Origin of the sequence: Georgenia yuyongxinii, from assembly GCF_006352065.1 — a bacterium.
In the GTDB taxonomy this organism is placed as follows: Bacteria; Actinomycetota; Actinomycetes; order Actinomycetales; family Actinomycetaceae; genus Georgenia; species Georgenia yuyongxinii.
Genome location: NZ_CP040915.1, coordinates 1466432 through 1489978, shown reverse-complemented (window position 1 = coordinate 1489978; position 23547 = coordinate 1466432). Strand labels below are relative to the sequence as shown.

27 protein-coding genes are annotated in these 23547 nt (G+C 73.6%); 6 read left to right on the top strand and 21 right to left on the bottom strand.

Going from position 1 to position 23547, the window contains the following annotated elements:
- Position 1: 1 nt before the first annotated feature.
- Positions 2-1066 (bottom strand): phenylalanine--tRNA ligase subunit alpha, encoded by a 1065-nt coding sequence (gene pheS, locus FE374_RS06800; RefSeq protein WP_139927814.1) that lies wholly within the window; start codon positions 1064-1066, stop codon positions 2-4.
- Between the two features lie 273 nt (positions 1067-1339).
- Here pheS and FE374_RS06795 point away from each other — a divergent pair, with 273 nt between their 5' ends.
- Positions 1340-2056, top strand: a complete 717-nt coding sequence (locus FE374_RS06795; protein WP_139927813.1) for a hypothetical protein — start codon at positions 1340-1342, stop codon at positions 2054-2056.
- A 1-nt stretch (position 2057) separates the two neighbouring features.
- On the opposite strand, the gene FE374_RS06790 is transcribed toward FE374_RS06795, so the two are convergent.
- The 8 genes from FE374_RS06790 to FE374_RS06755 all read right to left on the bottom strand — a co-directional run bounded on the left by FE374_RS06790 (position 2058) and on the right by FE374_RS06755 (position 8542).
- Entirely contained in the window at positions 2058-2447 is a 390-nt protein-coding gene (locus tag FE374_RS06790; protein WP_139927812.1) for a VOC family protein, read from the bottom strand.
- A 112-nt stretch (positions 2448-2559) separates the two neighbouring features.
- Positions 2560-3204, bottom strand: a complete 645-nt coding sequence (locus FE374_RS06785) for a 2'-5' RNA ligase family protein (protein WP_139927811.1) — start codon at positions 3202-3204, stop codon at positions 2560-2562.
- Between the two features lie 3 nt (positions 3205-3207).
- Entirely contained in the window at positions 3208-3447 is a 240-nt protein-coding gene (locus FE374_RS06780; protein ID WP_139927810.1) for a hypothetical protein, read from the bottom strand.
- 58 nt (positions 3448-3505) lie between these two features.
- Positions 3506-4528, bottom strand: coding sequence for an iron-siderophore ABC transporter substrate-binding protein (locus FE374_RS06775; RefSeq protein ID WP_139927809.1), 1023 nt, complete (start codon positions 4526-4528; stop codon positions 3506-3508).
- Positions 4525-5454, bottom strand: a complete 930-nt coding sequence (locus FE374_RS06770) for an ABC transporter ATP-binding protein (protein ID WP_139927808.1) — start codon at positions 5452-5454, stop codon at positions 4525-4527. Before FE374_RS06770 ends, FE374_RS06775 begins: the two co-directional genes overlap by 4 nt.
- A complete protein-coding gene (locus FE374_RS06765) occupies positions 5451-6497 on the bottom strand; it encodes a FecCD family ABC transporter permease (protein WP_179957353.1) in 1047 nt (348 codons plus the stop codon). Before FE374_RS06765 ends, FE374_RS06770 begins: the two co-directional genes overlap by 4 nt.
- Positions 6494-7534 carry a FecCD family ABC transporter permease gene (locus FE374_RS19370; RefSeq protein ID WP_139927807.1) on the bottom strand — a complete coding sequence of 347 codons (1041 nt, stop codon included), beginning with the start codon at positions 7532-7534 and terminating at the stop codon, positions 6494-6496. The genes FE374_RS06765 and FE374_RS19370 overlap by 4 nt, the downstream gene beginning before the upstream one ends.
- Before the next feature lie 15 nt (positions 7535-7549).
- Complete coding sequence (locus FE374_RS06755; RefSeq protein WP_139927806.1) at positions 7550-8542, bottom strand: siderophore-interacting protein; 993 nt, start codon at positions 8540-8542, stop codon at positions 7550-7552.
- Positions 8543-8651: 109 nt separating this feature from the next.
- On the opposite strand from FE374_RS06755, the gene FE374_RS06750 reads away from it, so the two are divergent.
- Together FE374_RS06750 and FE374_RS06745 are read left to right on the top strand one after the other, a co-directional pair.
- Complete coding sequence (locus FE374_RS06750) at positions 8652-9089, top strand: CBS domain-containing protein (RefSeq protein ID WP_139927805.1); 438 nt, start codon at positions 8652-8654, stop codon at positions 9087-9089.
- A 31-nt stretch (positions 9090-9120) separates the two neighbouring features.
- Positions 9121-9996 (top strand): PfkB family carbohydrate kinase, encoded by an 876-nt coding sequence (locus FE374_RS06745; protein ID WP_139927804.1) that lies wholly within the window; start codon positions 9121-9123, stop codon positions 9994-9996.
- On the opposite strand, the gene FE374_RS06740 is transcribed toward FE374_RS06745, so the two are convergent.
- The 5 genes from FE374_RS06740 to infC form a co-directional block, all read right to left on the bottom strand.
- On the bottom strand, positions 9993-10640 hold the full coding sequence (locus FE374_RS06740; RefSeq protein WP_139931434.1) for a nucleoside/nucleotide kinase family protein: 648 nt from the start codon (positions 10638-10640) through the stop codon (positions 9993-9995). The genes FE374_RS06745 and FE374_RS06740 overlap by 4 nt on opposite strands.
- Before the next feature lie 40 nt (positions 10641-10680).
- Complete coding sequence (locus FE374_RS06735; protein ID WP_139927803.1) at positions 10681-11610, bottom strand: TrmH family RNA methyltransferase; 930 nt, start codon at positions 11608-11610, stop codon at positions 10681-10683.
- Positions 11611-11641: 31 nt separating this feature from the next.
- Entirely contained in the window at positions 11642-12022 is a 381-nt protein-coding gene (gene rplT / locus FE374_RS06730; protein WP_139927802.1) for a 50S ribosomal protein L20, read from the bottom strand.
- Positions 12023-12052: 30 nt separating this feature from the next.
- Positions 12053-12247 (bottom strand): 50S ribosomal protein L35, encoded by a 195-nt coding sequence (rpmI, locus tag FE374_RS06725; protein WP_139927801.1) that lies wholly within the window; start codon positions 12245-12247, stop codon positions 12053-12055.
- Positions 12248-12338: 91 nt separating this feature from the next.
- Entirely contained in the window at positions 12339-13070 is a 732-nt protein-coding gene (infC, locus tag FE374_RS06720; protein ID WP_456319090.1) for a translation initiation factor IF-3, read from the bottom strand.
- Positions 13071-13311: 241 nt separating this feature from the next.
- On the opposite strand from infC, the gene FE374_RS06715 reads away from it, so the two are divergent.
- Together FE374_RS06715 and FE374_RS06710 are read left to right on the top strand one after the other, a co-directional pair.
- Positions 13312-13884 (top strand): hypothetical protein, encoded by a 573-nt coding sequence (locus tag FE374_RS06715; protein WP_230978495.1) that lies wholly within the window; start codon positions 13312-13314, stop codon positions 13882-13884.
- Positions 13881-14612 carry a S1 family peptidase gene (locus FE374_RS06710; protein ID WP_139927800.1) on the top strand — a complete coding sequence of 244 codons (732 nt, stop codon included), beginning with the start codon at positions 13881-13883 and terminating at the stop codon, positions 14610-14612. Before FE374_RS06715 ends, FE374_RS06710 begins: the two co-directional genes overlap by 4 nt.
- Positions 14613-14619: 7 nt before the next feature.
- On the opposite strand, the gene FE374_RS06705 is transcribed toward FE374_RS06710, so the two are convergent.
- The 6 genes from FE374_RS06705 to FE374_RS06680 are packed head-to-tail and all read right to left on the bottom strand — an operon-like array spanning position 14620 to position 19364.
- Positions 14620-15444 carry an SseB family protein gene (locus FE374_RS06705; RefSeq protein WP_139927799.1) on the bottom strand — a complete coding sequence of 275 codons (825 nt, stop codon included), beginning with the start codon at positions 15442-15444 and terminating at the stop codon, positions 14620-14622.
- Positions 15441-16175: a bifunctional 1-(5-phosphoribosyl)-5-((5-phosphoribosylamino)methylideneamino)imidazole-4-carboxamide isomerase/phosphoribosylanthranilate isomerase PriA gene (gene priA / locus FE374_RS06700; RefSeq protein WP_139927798.1), complete on the bottom strand. Its 735-nt coding sequence runs from the start codon at positions 16173-16175 to the stop codon at positions 15441-15443. The genes FE374_RS06705 and priA overlap by 4 nt, the downstream gene beginning before the upstream one ends.
- Positions 16176-16193: 18 nt before the next feature.
- Positions 16194-16832 (bottom strand): imidazole glycerol phosphate synthase subunit HisH, encoded by a 639-nt coding sequence (gene hisH, locus FE374_RS06695; protein WP_139927797.1) that lies wholly within the window; start codon positions 16830-16832, stop codon positions 16194-16196.
- The gene (locus tag FE374_RS06690; RefSeq protein WP_139927796.1) at positions 16829-17566 is read right to left on the bottom strand and encodes a hypothetical protein; all 738 of its coding nucleotides are present in this window, start codon (positions 17564-17566) and stop codon (positions 16829-16831) included. The genes hisH and FE374_RS06690 overlap by 4 nt, the downstream gene beginning before the upstream one ends.
- Positions 17563-18213, bottom strand: a complete 651-nt coding sequence (hisB, locus tag FE374_RS06685) for an imidazoleglycerol-phosphate dehydratase HisB (protein ID WP_388042817.1) — start codon at positions 18211-18213, stop codon at positions 17563-17565. The genes FE374_RS06690 and hisB overlap by 4 nt, the downstream gene beginning before the upstream one ends.
- Positions 18210-19364 (bottom strand): histidinol-phosphate transaminase, encoded by a 1155-nt coding sequence (locus FE374_RS06680; protein ID WP_139927795.1) that lies wholly within the window; start codon positions 19362-19364, stop codon positions 18210-18212. Before FE374_RS06680 ends, hisB begins: the two co-directional genes overlap by 4 nt.
- 554 nt (positions 19365-19918) lie before the next feature.
- Here FE374_RS06680 and FE374_RS06675 point away from each other — a divergent pair.
- Complete coding sequence (locus FE374_RS06675; protein WP_139927794.1) at positions 19919-22162, top strand: RecQ family ATP-dependent DNA helicase; 2244 nt, start codon at positions 19919-19921, stop codon at positions 22160-22162.
- Positions 22163-22181: 19 nt separating this feature from the next.
- On the opposite strand, the gene hisD is transcribed toward FE374_RS06675, so the two are convergent.
- Positions 22182-23537 (bottom strand): histidinol dehydrogenase, encoded by a 1356-nt coding sequence (hisD, locus tag FE374_RS06670; RefSeq protein WP_139927793.1) that lies wholly within the window; start codon positions 23535-23537, stop codon positions 22182-22184.
- Between the last annotated feature and the right edge of the window lie 10 nt (positions 23538-23547).

The following is a 23547-nucleotide window of genomic DNA, read 5'->3' as shown; positions in this document are numbered from 1 at the left end:
GTCAGTTGCCCCTTCCGGTGGCGCCGAAGTGCTGGGAGAAGCGGGCGTCGCCCTCGACCATGTCGTGCATGTCGGCGATGCCGTGGCGCAGCATGAGGGTGCGCTCGATGCCCATGCCGAACGCGAAGCCGGAATAGACGTCGGGGTCGATGCCGGCCGCGACGAGCACGGCGGGGTTGACCATCCCGCAGCCGCCCCACTCGATCCAGCCGGGTCCGCCCTTCTTCTGCGGGAACCACAGGTCCATCTCGGCACTGGGCTCGGTGAACGGGAAGAAGCTGGGCCGCAGCCGGAAGCGGGCCTCGGGACCGAACATGGCGCGGGCGAAGTGGTCGAGGGTGCCCTTGAGGTGGGCCATGGTCAGGCCCTTGTCCACCGCCAGGCCCTCGACCTGGTGGAAGACGGGGGTGTGGGTGGCGTCGAGCGCGTCGGTGCGGAACACCTTGCCCGGCACGGCGATGTAGACGGGAAGCTCCCGCTCCAGCAGCGTGCGGGCCTGCACCGGGGAGGTGTGGGTGCGCAGCACGAGGTGGCTCTCGTCCGCGGGCTCGACGTAGAAGGTGTCCTGCATCTGGCGTGCCGGGTGGTCCGGGCCGAAGTTCAGGGCGTCGAAGTTGAACCACTCGTGCTCGACCTCGGGCCCCTCGGCGATCTCCCAGCCCATGGCCACGAAGAAGTCCGAGACGTCCTCCATGAGGGTCTCGAGGGGGTGGCGGGCGCCGTGCGGGGCGCGGCCGGTGGGCACGGTGACGTCGACGGTCTCGGTGCGCAGCACCTGCTCGTCGCGCTCGGCATCGAGCACGCCCTGCCGCTCGGCGATGGCCGTGTTCAGGCGGCCGCGGGCCTGGCCGAGGAGCTTGCCGGCGCCGGCCTTGTCCTGGGGCTCGAGCCCGCCGATCGCGCGGTTGGCCAGCGCCAGCGGGCTGCGGTCGCCGGTGTGGGCGAGCCGGGCGAGCTTGAGCTCGTCAAGGGTGGACGCGGCGGCGACGGCGGCCAGGCCGGCCTCGAGTGCGGCGGCGACGGCGGAGGCGTCCAGGGGTGAGATCGGGGCTGCGTCAGCAGACATGCGTACCTTCCGGGCGGTTCGGGGCCGGCAGGCGACACCGTCCGAGGAGGTTCACGCGCTGCCAGCGGGTCAGTCTAGTTGGGCGGCCCGCCCGGGCCCGGTGCGGTCTCAGCGCGCGGCTGCGACCGGGCCCTGGGCGGGCCCGGTAAATCGCCGTCTGGCGGCGGTCACGGCGCGGAGCACGAGGTCATGCTCTCACAGGCGTGCACTCGGGCCGTTGCGGGGACGGGCACGGGAGCGCACGCTAGGCGTGCGCCCCGGTGAGGAGGCCCGATGGCAGGCGACACCCTGATCTCCACCGGGACCGTGGCCCTCGTGGTGCACATCGGGCTCGGGCTGGTCTCCCTGGTTCTCTTCCTCGCCGCCTTCGGCTGGCAGGCTGAGGGCTTCCTTGACCCGTCGTCACTCGTGAGCGCGGGCGCCACGAAGGCAGCGCTGCTGCGCTGGGGTGCCGCAGCGGACCTGCTCAGCTACTACCTCGCCATTCCCGTGATCGCCTACGTCCTGTGGCGCTGTACGCGGCCCCGGTCCCCGCACGTGGCCGACCTGTCGTTCCTGGCGGCGTGCGCCTACGCAGTGGCCGGAGGCATCGCTGCCTCGCTGCTGGCCGTTGTCGGTCCATCCCTGATGGAGAGCTACGCGGAGTCGGGGGCGGACCAGGCTGTCGTCGCCGTCGCCTTCGGCCTCCTCACTGGGGCGGTGTACGCGGTCTGGCAGTTCCTGGACCCGCTGCTGCTGGCCGCCTGGTGGCTGGGCACTGCGCTGCTCCTGCGCGTCGACCAGGTGGGGTTCGCGCGGCTCTCAGGGCTCCTCGCCGTGGTGGCGGCGGTCGGCGCGTTCGCGAACCTCCTGGGGTTTCAGGCGGTGCTGACGGTGCTGCTCGCGGTCCTCGCCCCGGCGTGGTTGACGTGGGCGGTGTGGCTCCTCGTGCTGCTGCGACGCCGACGGGTGCCGTTCTCGTTCGGGCGCCCGGGGTCGCCGGTCCGGTAAGTCAGGCGGGCGTGGCGGTCTGCCACAGCCCCAGGACGTTGCCCTCGGAGTCGCGGAAGTAGGCAGCGAAACCCATGTCGCCCACGGGCGCCTTGGGGATCAGGGTCGAACCGCCCAGAGAGGACACTTTCTCGAGCGCGGCGTCGATGTCGTCGACGTCGACCGTGACCACGGGGGCGTTGATCGGCGCCTCCCGCTGCATCATGCCGCCGCCGATGTAGCCCGGTTCGCTGGGCCCGCCGGTGTCCGGCGCCGTCGGCCCGGTGGTGACCATCGTGTAGTCCAGGCCCGGCATCGACTGGATGCTCCAGCCGAAGGCGTCGCGGTAGAAGCTCCGGGCGCGATCGCCGTCGTCGAACGGGATCTCGAAGTGGACGACTCGACCTGACATGTCCCTCTCCCCTCCGGTGGTGACCGGTGCGCCGTGGCACCGGCGGAGCCAGCGTAGGGGCGCCCGCACCGCCCGCACCAGGCCCTGGGAAACCGAGCGGGACGGCCGGCGATCAGGCGCCCAGCGGGATCGTGCCGACCACCTCGTACAGCGGCCCGCCGCTGCGCCCGGCGCCCGGCCGGGAGGAGACCAGCTCCGCGTGCGTGGCCCTCCACGGCGGCCCCTCGTACACCGACAGCGCGTGCGCCCGGCCCGCCAGCTCGTCGAGCTCGGGACGCCGGGCACTGAGGCGGGCGAGCGTGACGTGGGCCCGGTGCCGGTCGCGGCGCTCCATGCGCGTGAAGTCCTCCCCCACGTCCTCGCACCGCGCCATCAGCGTGAGCAGCCGGTCGGTCCTTGCACCGTCGGGCCCGATTTCGCCCGGCTCGGCGCCGTACTGGTCCTCCTGCACGCCCACCCACAGCGTGCGGCGCGAGAAGACCCCGGCGCCGCGCAGCCGCAGCCGCAGCGGCCCGAAGGCACCCAGGGCGACGGCGAGCGCGGCCTGGATCCCCGGGGCGGCGCCGTCGGGCACCTCACCGAAGAACGCGAGGGTGATGTGGCGCTGCTCCTCGGGCACCCAGCGCACGGGGCGGGGCCCGCCGCGCCCGCCCGGCCCGTCAGGTGCGTCAGGTGCGCCGTCGGTGAGGGCGCTGACGGCGAGGTCGAGGTGCTCCTGCACCGCGGCGGGCAGCGGCAGGGCGACGAAGAGCCGCACCGTTCAGCAGACCTGCTGGGCCGACGGCGGGGTGGCGAGCTGGGCGAGCGACTCCGCCAGGCCGGCCGCGAGCTGCGCCGCCTCGGCGGGCTGCAGCCTCGTGGTGGCGACGCACTCGTCGTCGCGCCAGATGCTGAGCACCACGACACCGGCCTCGGGGTGGCTCGAGATGCGCAGCCCGCGACCGTCCCCGCGCTGGTCCGCGACCCAGCGGCTGTGCAGCGGCATCGGCACGATGCTCATCTTCGGGATGATCCCCTCGCGCCGTGCCGCCGTCAATCGGGTGCGGACCAGCGCTGCGTCACTTGACCGCGGCGGCCGCCTTGGAGATGAGGTCGACGTAGGTGTCCAGGCCCCAGTCGATGGAGAGGGCGGTGGGGGGTGACATGGCGGCGATGAGCTGGTCACCGGTGATGTTGGCGACCGCGCCGGCCTGCACGGCGGGGATGGCCTGGGCGTAGGACTTGCCGAGGAAGGTGTCGACCTCCTCCTGCGTGCTGGCGTAGTTCACGAGGATGTCGGAGTCGAGGCGGTCGGTCTCCTCGGTGCTCAGGGTGTACACGAAGGACTCCTCGTCGGTCGCGAGCTCGTCCACGGCCGGGGCGCTCACGAGCCCGAGGTCGAGCAGGAAGTCCACGCGGGAGTCCTGCGCCTTGTACACGTAGAACGTGCCGCTGAGGTCCCACACCGCCGCGACGGTCTTGCCGGCGAGCTCGGGGTGGGCCTGGGCGGCCTCGGTGATCTGGGCGTCGAGGTCGCCGACGAGCGTGTCGGCCTTGTCGGGGACCCCGAGGGCGGTGCCGACGGTGGTGATGACGTCACGCCACGGCGTCGTCCACGGCTCCTCCGGGTACGCCACCGTGGGGGCGATCTCGGAGAGCAGCTCGTACTGCTCGGCGGTGATGCCGGAGTAGGGGGCGAGGATGACGTCGGGCGCCAGGGCGCCGATCTCCTCGTAGGCCGGCTCCTCGACGGTGGCCGGGAGCATCGTCGGCTCGGCGCCGGCGTCGGTGAGGGCCTCGGCCACCCAGGGCAGCTGGCCGTTCTCGTCGGCGGCGTAGGTCTGGGACTCGATACCGACCGGGACGACGCCCAGGGCGAGGGCCGCCTCGGTGCTGCCCCACCCGAGGGTGACGACGTTCTCCGGCTGCTCGGGGATCGTGGTCGAGCCGAAGGCGTGCTGGATCGTGACGGGCGCGGGCTCACCCGCCGCGGAGGCTGAGGCGGGCGCCTCCTCGGCGCTGCCGCCCGAGCTGCAGGCGGCCAGGGCGAGGAGCGCGGCGGCGGCCGTCGCGACAGCCGCGACGGGTCGGGAAAGGGTCATGTGGAACTCCATGAGGTGAGGGGGACGGAACTCGAGCGCCGGGTCGAGGGCCCGGTGGTCGTGGTCGGGGTCGCGGCCGGCTCGGCCGCAGCGGCCGGCTCGGCCGCAGCGGCCGGCTCGGTGGCGCCGTGGAAGCGCCCGATCGGCACCACCATCGGGGAGCCGCAGACCGGGTCGGGCAGGATCTTCGCCTCCAGGCCGAACGCCCGGCCGACTAGCTCCCGGGTGAGCACCGTGGACGGCGCCCCGGTGGCCACCACCCGCCCGTCCGCCATGACGACGAGGTGGTCGGCGTACCGGGCGGCCATGTTCAGGTCGTGCAGGACCATGACCACGGTGGTGCCGCGCTGCCGGTTCTGCTCCAGGAGCAGGTCGAGGACGTCGATCTGGTGGGTGACGTCGAGGAAGGTCGTCGGCTCGTCGAGGAGGAGCACGTCGGGGTCCTGCGCGAGGGCCATGGCGATCCACACCCGCTGGCGCTGGCCCCCGGAAAGCTCCTCGACGCGGCGCGTGGCCAGGTCGAGGGTCGCGGTGGCCTCGAGGGCGGCGTGGACGACGGCGTCGTCGGTGGTGGTCCACTGCCGGAACCAGCCCTGGTGCGGGTACCGGCCGCGGCCGACGAGGTCGGCCACGGTGATGCCCTCGGGCGCCGTCGCGGACTGCGGCAGGATGCCGATGGTCCGGGCGACCTCCTTCGCCGGACGGTCGTGCACCGGGGTGCCGTCGAGGACGACGACGCCGGAGCGCGGGCGCATCAGCCGGGCGACGCCGCGCAGCAGGGTGGACTTCCCGCACCCGTTGGCCCCGACGATCGCGGTGATCGCGCCGGGCGGGATCTCGAGGTCGAGGTCGCGGACGACGAGGTCGCCGTCGTAGGCCAGGCTCAGCGCCTCGGCGCGCAGCTCGTGCTCTCGGCGTCTGGTCACGCGCCGCGTCCTTCCCGGTTCGCCGTGGCCAGCAGCCACAGCAGGTACGGAGCCCCGAGGACTCCGGTGACGATGCCCACGGGGACCTGCAGGCCGAGCAGGTGCTGGCCGGCGAGGTCCGCCGCGAGCACGAGCGCGACGCCGACCAGGGCGCTGGGCACCAGCGCCAGTCCCGCCGTCGGCAGCAGACGCCGGGCGACCGGCGCTGAGACGAAGGCGACGAACGCGACCGGCCCGGCGAACGCCGTGGCGACGGCGGCGAGGGCGACGGCGGCCCCGAGGACCGTCAGCCTGGTGACCTCCACGCGCACGCCGAGGCCGCCGGCCGTGTCGTCGCCGAGCTGGAGCACCCGCAGGCGCCCGGCGAGCAGGGCCACGCCGGGAACGAGCACGACGAGCGCGGCCGCCAGTGCGGCGACGTGGGCCCAGGGCGGGGTGCCGAGGCTGCCGACCATCCACACCAGGGCCTCGCGGACGTCGTTGATGTTCGCGCGGGAGATCAGGTAGCCCAGGCCGGCGTTGACCAGGAACGCGATGCCGACGCCGACGAGGACGAACCGGTAGCCGCTCACCCCCGACCGCCAGGCCAGGGCGTAGATCGCGACGGCGACACCCACCGCGCCGCCGAGGGCGGCGAGGGAGACGGCCACGCCGGACAGGCCGCCGAGGAGGATCACGCCGGCGGCGGCGAGCGACGCGCCGCCGCTGATACCGAGGATGTCCGGGCTCGCCAGCGGGTTGCGCAGGACGGTCTGGAACAGCGCGCCGGCAAGGGCGAAGGCGGCGCCGACGAGGGCGCCGAGCACCAGCCGCGGCAGGCGGAGCCGGAAGACGACGAAGTTCTCCCCGCTGGTGCCCTGCCCGGCCAGGGTGCGCAGGAGGTCGGGCACCGACAGGGTGTTCTCGACCGTCAGGCCCAGCCAGAGCAGGGCGAGCACGAGCGCGACGAGCACGCCGGTGACGACACGTCTGCGGCGCGCGGGCCGCCGCCGCGGGGCAGGGGCGTGGCCGGCGGGCGCGGTGAGGACCGTCGCGGCGTTCACAGCCCCGCCAGCTTCACGCGGCGCACGATCGCGATGAGCGCCGGGGCGCCCACGACGGCGACGACGATGCCCGCCTCGAGCTCGCCGGGGCGCACGACGAGACGCCCGACGACGTCGGCGGCGATGAGAAGCAACGGCCCCAGCACCGCGGAGAACGGCAGGATCCAGCGGTAGTCCGGTCCGGTGAAGGGCCGCACGACGTGCGGGACCACCAGACCGACGAAGACGATCGGCCCGGCCAGCGCCGTCGCGGACCCGGCGAGGAGCACGATCGCCGCCGCGGCCACCACACGGGCCAGGTGGATGTTCTGCCCCAGGCCGCGGGCGACGTCGTCGCCCATGGCCAGCAGGTTCAGCGTCCGGCCGGTCGCCAGGGCGAGGACAGTGCCGACGACGAGGAAGGGGGCGAGCGACACGACCATGTCGGCGTCGCGGCCGGCGAGGGAGCCGACGGACCACCGCCGCCAGCTGTTGAGCGTGTCGGAGTCGGAGATGAGCACGAGCGAGATGATCGACGTCGCCCCGGCGGTCACCGCCGTGCCCGCGAGGGCGAGCTTGACCGGCGTCGCGCCCTCGCGGCCGATCGCACCGACGCCGTAGACGAGCGCGGCCGCCAGGGCCGCGCCGGCGAGCGCGAACCAGATGTACGCGCCCGGGCTCGACACCCCGACCAGCGCGATCGCCAGCACCACGAAGAGCGACGCGCCGGCGTTGACGCCGAGCAGTCCCGGGTCGGCCAGCGGGTTGCGGGTGATGCCCTGCATGATCGTGCCGGCGAGCCCGAGCGCGGCGCCGACCGCCAGGCCCACGAGGGTGCGTGGCACCCGCTGGTCCAGGACGACGTCGTGGTCGGTGTTGCCGGGCACGGGGTGGAGCAGGGCGGCGAGGACGTCGCCGGGGGCGACGTCGCGGGCGCCGAGCGCGAGCGACGCGAGCAGGACGAACCCGAGGAGCGCGACGGCGGCGAGCAGCACCGCCACGCGCCGGGTGGCCGGGGCGGCGGCGGTGGGCGCGGCCTCGCTGACGATGGCGGTCATGTTGTGGCAGGCGCTCTACTGGGCCTCGGCGCGCCCGAGGCGCCAGTAGCCCATGAAGGCGACCCGGCGGCGGCACACCCCGGCCTCGGAGACCAGCAGGCGGCGCAGCGTCCGGATGATCCCGGCCTCGCCGGCGAACCAGGCGTAGAAGTCGCTGCCGCAGCGGGCGCTCCGCCCGCACAGGTCGTGCGCGAGCACGCGCACCACCGGGGAGTCCCACAGGATCTCGGAGTCGACGTCGACGTCCTCGAGGGGCTGCTCCCCCAGGGCCCTGGCCGGCTCGACGACGCGGGCGTTGGCGCCGATCCACTCCCGCACGGCGGGCACGAGGAGCTCACCGTGCGCCCGGCCACCACGGGCCAGCCAGGTGATCTCCGCGTGGGCGGGCAGGGCGACGTCGAGGAAGTCCTCGGCGTCGGGGACCTCGATGAAGGCCCGGGCCCGCCGCCCGGCGGGGAGCGTCTCGAGGATGGCGCAGATGGCGGGCGCGGCGGTCTCGTCCCCGGCAAGGAGCAGCTCCGTGGCGGTGCCCGGCGCCCAGTCGATGCCGACGTGGGACTCGTGCGATCGCACGTCGGGGCCGACCACAATAAGCTCCTCGCCCGGCGCGGCGGCCGCGAGCCAGCGGGCGGCGGGCCCGCCGTCGTCGTGGACCACCATGTCGACGTCCAGCTCACGATGCTCGGGCCGCACGTCCCGCACGGTGTAGGTGCGGAAGGGGCCGCGCTCGTTGGGGGGCAGGTCGCGCCAGCGGGCGTACCAGGTGCCGTCGAGGTGGGTGCGCGGGTCGGTGGCGCCGATGTCGCAGAGGCGGCCGTGGAGGGGGAACACGATCTTGACCCGCTGGTCGAGCCGGTCGGTGCCGAACCACCGCAGGTCCTCGCCCGTGAGGGTCACCCGGGTGAAGTGCGGGCTGAGGCGATGCAGCCTCGCCACACGCACGGCGAACGGGCGGTAGGCGGGCCGGTCGTCCTTGACGCCCGCAGCCTGCGTCGCTGAGGTAAGCATTGCCTTACCTTATAACGACACGGGGGCGTGACGTATATACCTTCACGCCCAGGTCGCTCGGGAATGTGTGTGTGCTGGATCACACGCGTATTCCCTAGTACGGTCAGATATGCGCATCTCCGACGTTCTTCGCCGCAAGGGTGACGCTGTCGTCACCATCCGTAGCGACGCCACCGTCGCGGACCTTCTCGAGGTGCTCGCCGAGCATCGCATCGGCGCCGTGGTGGTCTCCGACACCGAGGGGAGCGTCGACGGCGTGGTCAGCGAGCGAGACATCGTGCTGCACCTGCGCACGAGCGCCGACTCCACCCGGGCCAGCGCCGTGCGCGACCTCATGACCACCGAGGTGGTCACCTGCACCCCCGAGGACGACCTCGAGTCCCTCGCCCGCACCATGACGGAGCGGCGCGTGCGGCACTTGCCGGTCCTGGTCGAGGGCCGGCTCGTTGGCATCGTGAGCATCGGCGACATCGTCAAGCAGCGCCTGGACGAGCTGCAGGACGAGCGGGACGAGCTGGTCAAGTACGTCCAGCGGTCCGTGACCTGAGCCGTCCCGGCCCGCGTGCGACGATCGGCCCATGAGCCGTGTCGTCTGCTGCGGGCTGACCACCCTCGACCTCACCCAGGTGGTCGACCGGGTTCCCGCCCCGGACGAGAAGGTCGTCGCCCGGTCCGTCACCGTCGACGTCGGGGGCCCCGCCGCGAACGCGGCCCGGACCGTCGCGGCCCTGCAGCACCCGGTCACGCTCGTCACCGCGCTGGGGACAGGCCCTGTCGCCGGCCTGGCCCGCGAGCTGCTGGCGGCGGAGGGCGTCGAGGTCGTGGACGTCGCGGCCGACGACGGCGCTCCCGCCCTGTCCACCGTGCTCGTCACCGCCGGCACGGGTGAGCGCGCGGTGGTCTCGACCAACGCCGTCGGCCGGGCGACCGCCACGCCGGCGGGTGACGTCCTCGACCGCGCGGGCGCCCTGCTCGTCGACGGGCACCTGCTGGCGGCCCAGACGGCGCTCGCCCGCGAGGCCCGGGCGCGTGGCGCCGTCGTCCTCCTCGACGGTGGCTCGTGGAAGCCGGGCCTGGAGGACCTGCTCGCGCACGTGGACCTGGCGCTGCTCTCGGCCGACTTCACCCTCCCGCCGGAGCTGACCGGCAACTCGCGGGCACGGGACGCGGTGCTCGACGCCACCGCCCGGCTCGGGCCCGTCTTCGTGGCGCAGTCCCACGGCCCGGACCCTATCCGGGTCCTGGCGGAGGGCCGGCGGTACACCCTGCCGGTGCCGCACGTGCCGGCCGGAGAGGTGGTCGACACCCTCGGCGCCGGGGACGTGCTGCACGGCGTCACCGCCATGCACCTGGCTGACGGCGCGTCGTGGTGCAACGCGGTCGCGCGCGGGGCGCGGGTGGCGAGCCGGTCGGTGCGCTACGCCGGGGCGCTGGGCTGGGCGGCCGGCGGCTAGTGGACCGACGGGTCCGTGTGCCAGCGCACGATCACGTCGGCGCGGGCACGGTTCGCGCCGATCAGCGCGGCGTTGCGCTCGTCCGAGCCGTGGGCGAACGCGGAGGCCACCTCCGGCGGGCGGCCGTGGGCGAGGTGACGGGCAAGCAGGCGCGCCCGCCGCTCCACGTCGTCGACCTCGACGAACCAGGTCTCGTCGAGCAGCCGTCGCAGCCGGTGCCACGGCTCCTCCGGGAGCAGCAGGTAGTTCCCCTCGGTCAGGACCACCGGCGTGGTGGCGGGCACCGGGACCGCGCTGCCGACGGGCTCCTCGAGGCGCCGGTCGAACAGCGGGGCGTAGACGGTGGCGGAGTCGGGCCGCTGCACGCGGATGCGGCGCACGAGCGCCACGTAGCCCTCGGCGTCGAAGGTGTCCGGCGCGCCCTTGCGGTCGGTGCGGCCGAGGCGCTCGAGCTCGGCCTGGGCGAGGTGGAAGCCGTCCATGCCGACGACGGCGCAGGCGGTCCCGGCGATCTGGACCGCGGCGGCGAGCAGCCCGGCGACGGTGGACTTGCCGGCCCCGGGCGCACCGACGAGGCCGATGAGTGCGCGGCCGCCGCGGTCGGGGCCGCCACGGCCGCGCACCGTCGCCACGCGGTCGAGCAGGGCGGCGAGGTCGGTGGGCGAGGCCTCGAGCTGTGCCTGGTCAGTCACGGGTCTCGCGCCGCTGCGCGCGGGCCGAGGCGTACAGGCACAGCGTGGCCGCCGTCGCCAGGTTGAGGGACTCGGCCAGCCCGTGGATGGGCACGCGGACGACGGCGTCGCACGCCGCCCGCTCGGCCGGGCCGAGGCCGTGGGCCTCGTTGCCGAACAGCCAGACCGTGGGCGCGGCCAGCTCGGGGGCGACGAGCGCGGTCGCGGCGAGCTCGTCGTCCCAGCCGGCGCCGCCGCCGGTGGCGGCGCTGTGGGCGCGGTCCGCGAGCTCGTCGAGGTCCCACTCCCCCGCCGCGTCGGCGGCGAGGACCGCCTTCACGCTCCCGGCGCCGCGCAGCGCGCCGAGCACCTCCTCGAGGGAGACGCCCGTGACCACCGGGAGGTGGAACAGCGAGCCCGCCGTCGAGCGGACCACCTTGGGGTTGAGGAGCTCGACGCTGCCCCCGGTGAGGACGACGGCGTCGGCGCCGGCGGCGTCCGCGGCCCGGATGACGGTGCCCGCGTTGCCCGGATCGGCCACCTGGGCGAGCACGGCGACGAGCCGGGGACCCGCGCCGTCGTGCAGCGCCCGGAGGTCGGCGACCGTGGCGGCGGTGGTGGGGCCGTCAGCGTCGAGGACGGCGAGCACGCCCTGCGCGTCGGCGCTCATGGCGGCGAGCACCTCCGGCGTCGCGGTGTGCAGGTACCTGCCGGCGGCGGCGGCCTCGACCGGGATCTCGGGGTGGCGCTTTGCAGCCTCGGGGGTGAGGTAGACGTCGCGGACCTGGGCGGGGGCGTGCCGGACGGCCTCGCGCACCCCCTGCGGGCCCTCGACGAGGAACTGGCCGTGCCGTTCACGCGCCGAGCGCCTGGACAGCCCCGCGACCCGTCGCACCCGCTCGGCGCGGGGGTTGGTCAGCTGGGCGTCCAGGCGCTCGGTCATGTGATGCTCCCCGCCGACGGCGAGGGACGGCTCAGGCGGCCGGGGCGTTGACGTCCGTCGGCAGCGCCTCGCGGGCGGTGGCGACGAGCGCGTTGAACGCTGCGATGTCGCTGACGGCAAGCTCGGCGAGCATGCGACGGTCCACCTCGACACCCGCGGCCTTGAGGCCCTGGATGAAGCGGTTGTAGGTCATGCCCTCCGCGCGCACCGCGGCGTTGATGCGCTGGATCCACAGGCGACGGAAATCGCCCTTGCGGGCCCGGCGGTCGCGGTAGGAGTAGGTCATCGAGTGGAGGACCTGCTCCTTCGCCTTGCGGTACAGGCGCGAGCGCTGGCCGCGGTAACCGCTGGCGCGCTCGAGGGTCGTACGGCGCTTCTTCTGGGCGTTGACCGCCCGCTTGACGCGTGCCACGTCAGTCTCCTTAAAAAGTTGGGGGCGGCGTTACTTGCCGAGGAGCTTCTTGATCTTCTTGACGTCGGCGGGGGCGACAACCTGGTCCTGCGAGAGACGGCGCGTACGCCGGCTGGACTTGTGCTCGAGCAGGTGGCGCTTGTTGGCCTGCTCGCGCATCAGCTTGCCGCTGCCGGTGACCCGGAAGCGCTTCTTCGCACCGGAGTGCGTCTTGTTCTTCGGCATGTTCGTCCCTCGGTCGCTGTGCCGGCGGCACAGATCTTCCTGCCCCGGAGCCGGTGGGATCGGGGCGTCTTTCAGGTATGTGGTGCGCGGGTCAGGCGCTCGGCTCGGCGGGGGCCGCCTCGCCGCTGGGCGCAGCCTGCGCGGGCGCGGCCTGCGCGGGCGCGGCCGCTGCGTCGTCAGCGTGCTTCTTGGCCTCGGCGTCGGCCTCGCGCTTGCGGCGCTGGTCGCTCTTGGCCTCGGCCTTTTTGCGGTGCGGCCCGATGACCATGGTCATGTTGCGCCCGTCCAGACGCGGGGAGGACTCGACCGAGCCCAGGTCGGACACATCCTCCGCGAGGCGCTGCAGCAGCCGCATGCCCATCTCGGGGCGGGACTGCTCACGGCCGCGGAACATGATCATGACCTTGACCTTGTCGCCACCCTTGAGGAACCGGACGACGTGACCCTTCTTGGTCTCGTAGTCGTGCGGGTCGATCTTGAGGCGGAACCGGATCTCCTTGAGGATCGTGTTCGCCTGGTTGCGACGGGCGTCGCGTGCCTTCATCGCGGACTCGTACTTGAACTTGCCGTAGTCCATGAGCTTGCACACGGGCGGGTGCGCGTCAGGCGCGACCTCGACCAGATCCAGATCTGCCTCCTGCGCCAGGCGCAGGGCGTCCTCGACCCGGACCACGCCGACCTGCTCGCCGGCGGGGCCGACCAGACGTACCTCGGGAACGCGGATCCGATCATTGATGCGGGGCTCGCTGATGCTGTGCTCCTTCTGCCTGTTGTGCTCCTCGACCCAGCAGGAACGAAGAAGGCCTCCGCCGTGCAGGTGCACGCGGAGGCCTCAAGGTCGACGTGCCGGCGCCGCCCACGGGCGTCGCTCACACGCGCGAGGGAAAAAACACCCCTCGCTGACCTGAACCCGGCCTCTGTCGTCCTGGCGGACAGTCGAGGTCAAGGTGGGAGAATCTCCACTTGCACACCCGGGGCTTGCCACGCGCATGGCGTGACCCGGACCGGGTTGGTCGATCTGGAACACTACCACGCATGCAGGTGACTTCCAGCGGGGTGGTCCGATGAGCGACGAGACTCGGACCACAGTCCTGCCCATGCCCGACGGCGCCCTCTCGGCTGCCGCCGCACGCCGGCCCAGGCGCTGGGTCGCCGTCGTCCTGGCCGTGCTGCTCGTCCTCACCCTGGCCGCCGGTGCCTATCTTGCCGTGCTCGCCCGGGCCTGGTCCGTGCGCGCCGGCGAGCTCGACGCCGTCGCCACCGACCTCGGTTCGCGCCTGGCGCAGTCCCAGGCCGACCTCGACCAGCGCACGAGCGAGCTGGGTACCGCCCAGTCGCAGCTGCAGGCCTCGCGGGACCGCATCGTGGAGCTCGCTGACGAGAAGGCCCAGACCGGGGACGAGCGGGAGGCACAGCGCCAGCTCGCCGAGTACCAGGAACGGGTCTCGGCCGCGGCCGGCTCGGTGGCCTCCGCGCTGCAGGAGTGCGTCAGCGGCCAGGAGCAGCTGATCGGCTATCTCAAGGACGCGGAGCTGTTCGACGCCTCGGCGCTGGAGTCGTTCGAGGCGGAGGTCGCGACGTTCTGCGACCAGGCCGAGGCCGCGAACGCCGACCTGCAGCGCGAGCTGGACCGATGAGGCCGTCAAGGGGCCGGGCGGGCGCGCTCGCCGCTGTCGTCGCGCTGGCCCTGGGCGGTTGCGGGGTGCTGCCCGCCATGCCGGAGGAGCTGGCGGAGTCCTACGTCCCGGAGGTGCCGGCCCCGCAGGTGGGCTCCTCGGGCTCGCTGACGCCGGACGGCGTCGCCGCGGCGGAGCGGATGGCCGTGCGGGTGCGCAACGTCGGCTGCGGGACGCTCTCGGTCGGCTCGGGGTTCGCCCTCGACGAGCACACCGTGGTGACGAACCGGCACGTCGTCGAGGGCTCGTCCGAGCTGCAGGTGTCCACCTACGACGGCAACGACATCGACGTCGTCACCGTCGCCTCCTCCTCCGTCGCCGACCTCGCCCTGGTGCGCACCACCGAGCCCCTGCCGCAGGTGCCCGGGCTCGCGGAGGGCGACCCAGCGAACGACACGCCGGTGACGGTGGTGGGCTACCCCAGCGGCGGGGCGCTGACCACGAGCAGCGGCACGGTGCTGGGCCGGGTGCCCGACCCGCTGTCGATGGGCATGGACGAGGTGATCGTCACCGACGCCCAGGTGGTCGGGGGCAGCTCCGGCAGCGCGGCGCTCGACGCCGACGGCCGCGTCGTCGGCGTGGTGTACGCCGGCGACGACAAGGGCCACAGCTTCCTCGTGCCCCTCAGCCTGCTCGCGGAGCTGCTGGCGGATGAGTCGGCGTTCGCCCCGCTGGAGCCCTGCCGGTGAGGCGCTGCTACGCGTCCACCGCGACGGGATAGAGCTCGAGGGAGTCCACCCGCTCGCGCAGCTCGTGCTGGTCCGCCAGCGCCTCGCTCGCCCGGGCCACGGCGGCCTGGAGCCGGCCCGGCGCCAGTCCCGCCCGGACCGCGAGGACCACTCGGAGCTCCGCCTGGGCGCCGCGTTCCAGACGCACCCCGACCAGCTCGTCGATCCCGCGCAGCGCGCCGGTGACCACGCGCGGCAGCTCCGGGTCCGCCCACGACGGGGTCCAGTCACGCTCCTGGGCCAGCGCCCAGACGGCGGGCCGGGGCACCAGCACCGAGACATCGCTGGCGGCGTCGAGGACGAGCAGGGAGTCGGTCTCCCCGACTGCGGAGACCGCGGCCCGCGTCGCCTCGACCGGCACGGGCCGCGCCGTCGCGTCCCACCGCAGGAGCGACTCCACGGAGGAGAACACCGGCAGGGCGGCGCGCCCGTCCGGCGTGCGCACGGAGACCATGGCGGCCGACGCCATCGCGTCCCCGGCGCGGTCGCCGGTCTTGAACTTGTCGGGGTCGTGCTCGCGGATGGTGCCGTCGGGCTCGGTGCCGGGGTGCTCGTGCGCGACGACCGGCACGAGCACCCGTCCGGTGCGCAAGGCCTCGACGACGGCGCGCACCCGCTCGCCGTCGTCCTCCAGGGCGAGGGCGGCGGCCATCGCGGGCTGGACCTTGCCGTCGTCGCCGGAGAAGGGGTTGGGCTTCAGGGTCCGCCCGGCCCACGGCTGGCCGGCCGAGTCGCCCAGGGCGGCGTGCGTGAGGCCCTCGGCGATACGGATCGGCTCGTGCTGACCGGTCATGGGCGGCCGGCGATGTCGAGCGCGTCGGAGAGGGTGAAGGCTCCGGCGTAGAGCGCCTTGCCGACGATCGCGCCCTCGACGCCCACCTCGGTGAGCTCGCGCAGCACCTCGATGTCACGCAGGTTCGCCACGCCGCCGGAGGCGACCACGGGTGCGTCGGTCCGGGCGCAGACCTCGCGCAGGAGCTCGACGTTGGGGCCGCGCAGGGTGCCGTCCTTGGTGACGTCGGTGACCACGTACCGCGCGCAGCCGTCGTCCTCCAGCCGGGCGAGAACCTCCCACAGGTCGCCGCCCTCCTGGGTCCAGCCGCGGGCGGCGAGGGTGGTGCCGCGCACGTCGAGGCCGACGGCGACGCGGTCGCCGTGCTCGCGGATGACCTTGGAGGTCCACTCGGGGTCCTCCAGGGCGGCAGTGCCGAGGTTGATCCGGCGCGCACCGGAGCTCAGGGCCCGCTCGAGGGAGGCGTCGTCGCGGATGCCGCCGGACAGCTCGACCTTGACGTCGAGCTCGCCGACGATGCGGGCGAGCAGGTCGTGGTTGCTGCCCCGGCCGAAGGCCGCGTCGAGGTCGACCAGGTGGATCCACTCGGCGCCTTCCTCGACCCAGGCGCGGGCGGCATCGGCGGGGTCGCCGTAGGACGTCTCCGAGCCGGCCTCGCCCTGGAAGAGCCGGACGGCCTGCCCGTCGACGACGTCCACGGCGGGCAGCAGCTCCAGGCGCGGTGTGCTCATGGTTTCTCTTTCTTCTTCTCAGCCCAGCGAGGCGACCCAGTTGCGCAGCAGCTGCGCCCCGGCGTCACCGGACTTCTCGGGGTGGAACTGGGTGGCGGACAGCGGGCCGTTCTCGACCGCCGCCACGAACCGGGCACCGTGCTCGGCCCAGGTGATCAGCGGCTCACGCATCGGGGCGTCCGAGCGCAGCGCCTCCGCGGGGTCGGTCTGGACGGCGTAGGAGTGCACGAAGTAGAAGCGCTGGTCCTCGACCCCGCGGAACAGGACCGTGTCCTCGGGCGGGGCGACGGTGGACCAGCCCATGTGCGGGACGACGTCGGCCTCGAGGCGCACCACTTCACCGGGCCACTGGTCCAGGCCCGGCGTGGTCACGCCATGTTCGGTACCGGCGGTGAACATGACCTGCAGGCCCACGCAGATGCCTAGCACCGGGCGACCCCCGGCCAGCCGGCGCTCGATCATGCGGTCTCCGCCGACGCCGCGCAGCTGTTCCATGACGGCGGCGAACGCACCGACGCCCGGCACGACGAGGCCGTCGGCGGCCGCGACGGCGTCGGGGTCGGCGGTGAGCTCGACGTCGGCGCCGACGCGCTCAAGGGCACGCACCGCCGAGCGCACGTTCCCCGAGCCGTAGTCCAGGACGGCGACGCTGCTCACGGCTTGCGCTTCCGCAGGCCGCGGGTGAACATCCGGGCCGCCTTCCACCGCGGGATGGTGCCAGAACGCTGGTGACCGTTGACGTCGGCGGCGCGCACCCGGCCGAGGATGAGGTCCTCGACCACCTGGTCGGCACTGGCGAGGACGAGGCCGGCGGGGACGTCGCCGTCGGGCTCGCCGCCGATGTAGCGGCGGGCGTGGATGTGCCCGGACAGGCCGGACTCGATGCCGACGTCGGTGGCGAGCTCCGCCGTCATGAGGACGACGCCGGCCCGCGACATCCGCGAGAGGTTTGCGGCGAGGTCCTCGGCCTCGGGCGGCAGGCTCGGCCCACCGGCCTCGCCGACGAGCTCACCGATGTCCCACTCGTCCTTCTCGCGTGAGGCGATCTCCAGGACGGCGACGGCGCCGGAGGTGGTGGGCACGACGTCGACGTCGATGCCGCTCATGGCGCACAGGCCCGCCAGCGCGGGGGCGGAGGCGACCGGGGTGAGCACGAGCGCGATGACGCCCGGTCGGCCCTGCGAAGGCTCGGCCATGGTCGCCTGGGCGTCCGGTGCGGCTTCCTGCCCGGTGCCCGGTTCGGGCGCCTCCGCGACGGCGTCGAGGGCGGCGAGCATGCGTTCGACGTCTGCCTCGGTCAGGGGCGCGTCACCACCGTTGCCCTCGTCCGCCGGGGTGCGGTTGTCGCCGTCGTCGCGGGGCCCGTTCCCCGGCCCGCCGGGAGCGGTCATAGCGCCCCCTTGGTGGACGGCACGCCCTCCACGCGGGGGTCCAGGGCGACGGCGGCCCGCAGCGCGCGGGCGAGCGCCTTGAACTGCGCCTCGACGATGTGATGGGGGTCGCGGCCGGCGAGCACACGCACGTGCAGGCAGATCCCGGCGTGGTGGGCCATCGACTCGAAGACGTGACGGGTCAGCGACCCGGTGAAGTGCCCGCCGATGAGGTGGTACTCCTGGCCGGCCGGCTCCCCGGAGTGCACCAGGTAGGGGCGGCCGGAGACGTCGACGACCGCCTGGGCGAGCGCCTCGTCCAGGGGCACGAGGGCGTCACCGAAGCGGGAGATGCCCTTCTTGTCGCCCAGTGCCTCACGCAGTGCCTCACCGATGCTGATCGCGACGTCCTCGACCGTGTGGTGCGCGTCGATGTCGGTGTCGCCCGAGGCCTGCACGGTCAGGTCGATGAGCGAGTGCTTGCCCAGCGCCGTGAGCATGTGGTCGTAGAACGGCACGGTGGTGGAGATGTCCGTGCGGCCCGTCCCGTCGAGGTTCAGCTCGACGACGACGTCGGACTCCGAGGTCTTGCGCACCACCCGGCCCGTGCGACCCGTGTCCTGCTCCGTCACCAGCGCCGTGCGCCCGCTGCCCTGCTCCGTCGTCACCAGCCCAGCACCTCCTCCAGGGCCGCCTTGAAGGCGGCCGTCTCTCGCGGCGTCCCCACGGACACGCGCAACCAGCCGTCGGGTCCGACCTCACGGATCAGGACGCCGCGTTCCAGCAGACCATTCCACACGGCGTGGCGGTCATCGAAAAGCCCGAACAGCACGAAGTTCGCATCGGAGTCCGCCACCTGCAGGCCGTGGTCGCGCAACCAGACCACGAGATCGTCCCGCTCGGCGCGCAGAGAGGCCACCTGGCTCATCAGCTCCGCGCGGTGCCGCAGCGCCGCGAGGGCCGCAGCCTGGGTGACGGCCGAGAGGTGGTAGGGCAGGCGCACCACACGCAGCAGGTCGACCAGCGCCGGCGCGGCGGCGAGGTAGCCCAGCCGCAGGCCGGCCATGCCGAACGCCTTGGACATCGTCCGCGAGACGGCGAGGTGCGGGTGGCGCGGCAGCACGGTCAAGGCGCTGGCGGTGCCCTCGCGACGGAACTCGCCATAGGCCTCGTCCACCACGACGACGGAGGCCGTGGTGCCGCCGTCGGGCGCGGGAGGTCCGGAGGTGGCGGCGGCCTCGCAGACCGCCTCGATGGTGCTCAGCGGCAGCGCGGTGCCCGTCGGGTTGTTAGGACTCGCCAGCAGGATCACGGCCGGGCGGTGCTCGGCGATCTGAGCGCGGGCGTGGTCCACGTCGAGGGTGAAGTCCTCGGCCCGGCGGCCGGCCACCCAGCCGGTGAGCGTGTCGCGCGCGTACTCGGGGTACATGGAGTAGGTCGGCGCGAACGAGAGCACCGACCGACCCGTACCGCCGAAGGCCTGCAGCAGGTGCAGCATCACCTCGTTGGAGCCGTTCGCCGCCCAGATTTGCTCCGGCACGACGGCGACGCCCGACTCCACCCGCAGGTACTCGGCCAGCTCCGCGCGCAGCTCGTGGAAGTCACGGTCGGGATAACGGTTGAGCCCGTGGGCGGCCTTGGCAACGGCGTCCGCGATGTCCGCGACAACGGCGTCGGACGGCGGGTACGGGTTCTCGTTCACGTTGAGCAGGACCGGTACGTCCAGCTGCGGGGCGCCGTAGGGGGTGAGGCCCTCGAGACCCGCGCGCAGGGGCAGTCGCACCGCTCTCTCGGTCGCCTCGAAGGCAGGGGTGGTCACGCCACAAGTCTAGGTGGCGGCTGCCGGGCCGTCGGACCGCGGTTCGAGGAACGGACCGGTCACTCTTCCGCGGAAGCATCGACGTGGCACTCATCCACGTGCTTCTGCACGTGGACGCCGCGGTGGCTCGGGCGCTTCCGCGGAAACACCTCTGGGCTTCCGCGGCTTGGGCGCTTCACCGAACCGCCCGGGCCCCGGGCTTCTGTGACGCCTCGGCGCGCTTCCGCGGGAAGGCTAAACGACGTTTACGTCAGTTGCGTGCACGTCACATGCGCTTTGTCGGTCCTCACATCCCTCCGCGACGCCCGCCTGGCGATCCGTTCGTCCACCCCGTCGATCGGCCGTTCGGCCGGATGTCAGTGCCCGGCCGTAGGGTCGAACAAACGTTCGAGGAGGCGCGATGTCCACGATGACCGCCGTTCCGATCGCACGCCCGACAACCCACCACCGCCCCTGTCACCCGTGCCCCCAGAGCTGCCCGCCACCGACCCACAGGTGGCCGCCGGGTGGCTCGGCGACTGTGAGAGCGTGGAGACCCACCGAGAGGACCGCCCATGACCGACCTTGCCCCGAGCACCACGCCCGCCGCTGCGGACAGTCCGCTGCGCCACCAGGCCGAGGCAGCCCTGCGCGCCCTGGTGGACCGGCCCGGCGCGCGCCTTCGGGAGGACCAGTGGACAGCGATCGAGGCGCTCGTCGCCCACCACCGCCGCGCCCTCGTGGTCGAACGCACCGGATGGGGCAAGTCCGCGGTCTACTTCGTCGCCACGGCGCTGCTTCGTGCCGGTGCGGCAGGCGGCGCACCCGCCGGACCCACTGTCATCATCTCCCCGCTCCTCGCGTTGATGCGCGACCAGATCAGCGCAGCGGCACGCGCGGGCATCCGCGCCGTCACCATCAACTCCTCCAACGTCACCGAGTGGGACGACGTCCACGCCGCCATCGCCGCCGGCGAGGTCGACGTCCTGCTCTGCTCGCCCGAGCGCCTGAACAACCCCGACTTCCGCGACGCGGTCCTCCCCCGGCTCGCCGCGAGCGCGGGGCTCGTCGTCGTCGACGAGGCCCACTGCATCTCCGACTGGGGCCACGACTTCCGTCCCGACTACCGCCGCATCCGCACCCTTCTCGGTGACCTGCCCGCAGGAATCCCGGTGCTCGCCACCACGGCCACCGCGAACGCACGGGTGACCACCGACGTCGCCGAGCAGCTCGCCGTCGGCCAGCGCGACGACGACGTGCTGGTCCTGCGCGGGTCCCTGGACCGTCCGTCCCTGCATCTGGGCGTGCTGCGCCTGCCCGACCAGCCCAGCCGGGTCGCCTGGCTCGCCCAGCAGCTCGGCCGCTACGACGGCTCCGGCATCGTCTACACGCTCACGGTCGCTGCCGCCCAGCAGGTCGCCGAGCAGCTACGGGCCGCCGGGCACGAGGTCCGCGCCTACACCGGGCAGACCGACACCGCCGAGCGCGAACAGCTCGAGGCCGACCTCAAGGCCAACCGCGTCAAGGCACTGATCGCGACGTCGGCGCTCGGCATGGGGTTCGACAAGCCCGACCTGGCCTTCGTCATCCACCTCGGGGCGCCGTCGTCGCCGATCGCGTACTACCAGCAGGTAGGCCGCGCCGGCCGTGGCGTCGACCGCGCCGATGTCGTGCTGCTGCCCGGGGCCGAGGACCAAGACATCTGGGACTACTTCGGCTCTCTGTCCTTCCCGCCCGAGCCGGCGGTGCGCGACACCCTCAGCGCGCTGGCCACCGGCGGCCCGATGTCCACGGCCAGGCTGGAGACCCAGGTGGACCTGCGCCGGAACCGGCTCGAGACCATGCTCAAGGTTCTCGACGTCGACGGCGCCGTCCGCCGGATCCGCGGCGGATGGGAGGCCACCGGGCAAGAGTGGTCCTACGACGGCGACCGCTACGCCCGCGTCGCCGCCACCCGCGAGGCCGAGCAGCAGGCGATGCTCGACTACCAGCGGCTCGGAAGCAGCGACTGCCGGATGGCGTACCTGCGCGCCCAGCTTGATGATCCCGAGCTCACGGCCGGGTGGCGCTGCGGGCGGTGCGACCTGTGCGGCGGCATGATGCTGGACCCGGGCGTCGACGCGTCAGCCGTTCAGGAGACCCGCTCACGCATGGACCGCCCGGGTATCGAAGTCAGTCCGCGGCGGCAGTGGCCGACCGGGATGGACGCCCTGGGGCTGGACCTGCGCGGGAAGATCTCCGACGACCAGCGGGCCGAGGACGGCCGGGCGCTGGCCCGCCTCGACGGGCTCGGCTGGTCCATGCCGCTCCGGGAGCTGCTCGAGCCCGGGCACGGGGCCGCGCCGGCGGCGGTCGAGACCGTCGAGGCCGCACACGGCCGCGACGGCCGCCTGCCCGCGGCGTTGCAGCGGCCCGTGCAGCAGGTCCTGCAGGAATGGGCCTCGGCACTGAGGCGCGGCGACGGGTCTGCCGGTGTCGACGGCGTCGTCATGATCGGTTCCACGACGCGGCCCGAGCTCGTCGCCCACCTGGCCCACGGCGTCGCACAGATCCTGCGTGCCCCGGCCGTGGGCAAGGTCATGCCGGCGCCCGCCTTGCCGCCCGGCCGGCACGACGTCAACTCGGCCCAACGCCTCGCCGGGGTGCACCGGCGGCTGCAGCTGCAGCTCTCCGACGCCGCGCTGGCCGGGCTGCCGGGGCGGACTGTGGTGCTGGTCGACGACTTCACCGACTCCGGCTGGACGCTGACGGTGGCGGCACGCCTGCTGCGCGAGGCCGGCGCGGCGGCGGTCTACCCGTTCGTGCTCGCCCAGCGCTGATCCCGAGGCGGCCGCCGGCCTACTCGAACCGGACGTTGACCGCCTCGGCGTGGGCGGGCAGGTCCTCCGAGGTGGCCAGCGCGGTGAGCGGCGCGGCCAGCTGCTTGAGCGCGGTCTCGTCGTACTCGATCTCCTGGACGGACTTGATGAACGCCGTGACGTTCAGCCCGCTGGCGAACCGGGCGGTGCCGCCGGTGGGCAGCACGTGGTTGGAGCCGGCGAGGTAGTCACCGAGCGGCACCGGGGAGTACGGGCCGACGAAGATGGCGCCGGCGTTACGGATCCGGGCGGCGACTGCGGCGGCGTCCGCGGTCTGGATCTCCAGGTGCTCCGCGCCATAGGCGTCGGCGACGGCAACGGCCTGGTCCAGATCGGCGACGAGCACGGTGCCCGACTGTGGCCCGCTCAGTGCCGTGCGCATGCGCTCGGCGTGCTTGGTGGCCGGCACCCGGCGGGCGATCTCGGCGTCGACCGCGTCCGCGAGCTCCGCTGAGTCGGTGATGAGGACGGAAGCGGCGGCGGGGTCGTGCTCGGCCTGCGACATCAGGTCCACCGCGACGTGCACCGGGTTCGCGGTGGCGTCGGCGAGCACGGCGATCTCCGTGGTGCCGGCCTCCGCGTCGATGCCGACGGTGCCCATGACGGCGCGCTTGGCGGCGGCCACGTAGATGTTGCCCGGGCCGGTGACGACGTCGACGGGCTCGCAGAGCAGGTCACCGGTCAGCCCGGCCGCCGCGGCGTCGGCCCTGTCGGTGTCGGTCTCGACCCGGGCGCCGTGGGCGAACATCGCCACAGCCTGGGCGCCGCCGACGGCGTAGACCTCCTTCACGTCGAGGAGCGCGCAGGCTGCCAGGATCACCGGGTGCGGCAGCCCGCCGAAATCCTTCTGGGGCGGACTCGCGACGGCCAGCTGCTCGACCCCGGCCACCTGTGCCGCCACGGCGTTCATGACGACGCTGGAGGGGTAGACGGCGAGGCCGCCCGGCACGTACAGGCCCACGCGGCGCACCGGCACCCAGCGTTGGCGCACCATGCCGCCGCCGATGATCTCAGTGGAGGTCTCGCGGGGCAGCTGCGCGGTGTGCCCGGCCCGGTTGTGGGCGATGGAGATCTCCAGCGCCTCCCGCACCGCCGGCTCGAGCTGCTCGAGGGAGTTGGCGATGACGTCGGCCGGCACCCGCAGGTGCTCGGGACGCACGCCGTCGAAGCGCTCGCCGAGGTCGCGCAGCGCGGCCGCACCGCGGGCGCGGACGTCGTCGATGACCGGGCGGATCTGGGCCATCGCGGCCTCGACGTCGAGCGCCGCACGCGGCAGCACGGACGTGAGCTCGGCTGCGGACAGGGTCTGACCACGCAGGTCGAGGCGTTGGAGCATGAGGCCGATC

Excerpts from the sequence above, each read along its gene's own strand:
- pheS (WP_139927814.1), bottom strand. The coding sequence starts at position 1,066 with ATGTCTGCTGACGCAGCCCCGATCTCACCCCTGGACGCCTCCGCCGTC.
- FE374_RS06795 (WP_139927813.1), top strand. The coding sequence starts at position 1,340 with ATGGCAGGCGACACCCTGATCTCCACCGGGACCGTGGCCCTCGTGGTG.
- FE374_RS06790 (WP_139927812.1), bottom strand. The coding sequence starts at position 2,447 with ATGTCAGGTCGAGTCGTCCACTTCGAGATCCCGTTCGACGACGGCGAT.
- FE374_RS06780 (WP_139927810.1), bottom strand. The coding sequence starts at position 3,447 with ATGAGCATCGTGCCGATGCCGCTGCACAGCCGCTGGGTCGCGGACCAG.
- FE374_RS06775 (WP_139927809.1), bottom strand. The coding sequence starts at position 4,528 with ATGACCCTTTCCCGACCCGTCGCGGCTGTCGCGACGGCCGCCGCCGCG.
- FE374_RS19370 (WP_139927807.1), bottom strand. The coding sequence starts at position 7,534 with ATGACCGCCATCGTCAGCGAGGCCGCGCCCACCGCCGCCGCCCCGGCC.
- FE374_RS06755 (WP_139927806.1), bottom strand. The coding sequence starts at position 8,542 with ATGCTTACCTCAGCGACGCAGGCTGCGGGCGTCAAGGACGACCGGCCC.
- FE374_RS06750 (WP_139927805.1), top strand. The coding sequence starts at position 8,652 with ATGCGCATCTCCGACGTTCTTCGCCGCAAGGGTGACGCTGTCGTCACC.
- FE374_RS06745 (WP_139927804.1), top strand. The coding sequence starts at position 9,121 with ATGAGCCGTGTCGTCTGCTGCGGGCTGACCACCCTCGACCTCACCCAG.
- FE374_RS06735 (WP_139927803.1), bottom strand. The coding sequence starts at position 11,610 with ATGACCGAGCGCCTGGACGCCCAGCTGACCAACCCCCGCGCCGAGCGG.
- rpmI (WP_139927801.1), bottom strand. The coding sequence starts at position 12,247 with ATGCCGAAGAACAAGACGCACTCCGGTGCGAAGAAGCGCTTCCGGGTC.
- FE374_RS06715 (WP_230978495.1), top strand. The coding sequence starts at position 13,312 with ATGAGCGACGAGACTCGGACCACAGTCCTGCCCATGCCCGACGGCGCC.
- FE374_RS06710 (WP_139927800.1), top strand. The coding sequence starts at position 13,881 with ATGAGGCCGTCAAGGGGCCGGGCGGGCGCGCTCGCCGCTGTCGTCGCG.
- FE374_RS06705 (WP_139927799.1), bottom strand. The coding sequence starts at position 15,444 with ATGACCGGTCAGCACGAGCCGATCCGTATCGCCGAGGGCCTCACGCAC.
- priA (WP_139927798.1), bottom strand. The coding sequence starts at position 16,175 with ATGAGCACACCGCGCCTGGAGCTGCTGCCCGCCGTGGACGTCGTCGAC.
- FE374_RS06690 (WP_139927796.1), bottom strand. The coding sequence starts at position 17,566 with ATGACCGCTCCCGGCGGGCCGGGGAACGGGCCCCGCGACGACGGCGAC.
- FE374_RS06675 (WP_139927794.1), top strand. The coding sequence starts at position 19,919 with ATGACCGACCTTGCCCCGAGCACCACGCCCGCCGCTGCGGACAGTCCG.
- hisD (WP_139927793.1), bottom strand. The coding sequence starts at position 23,537 with ATGCTCCAACGCCTCGACCTGCGTGGTCAGACCCTGTCCGCAGCCGAG.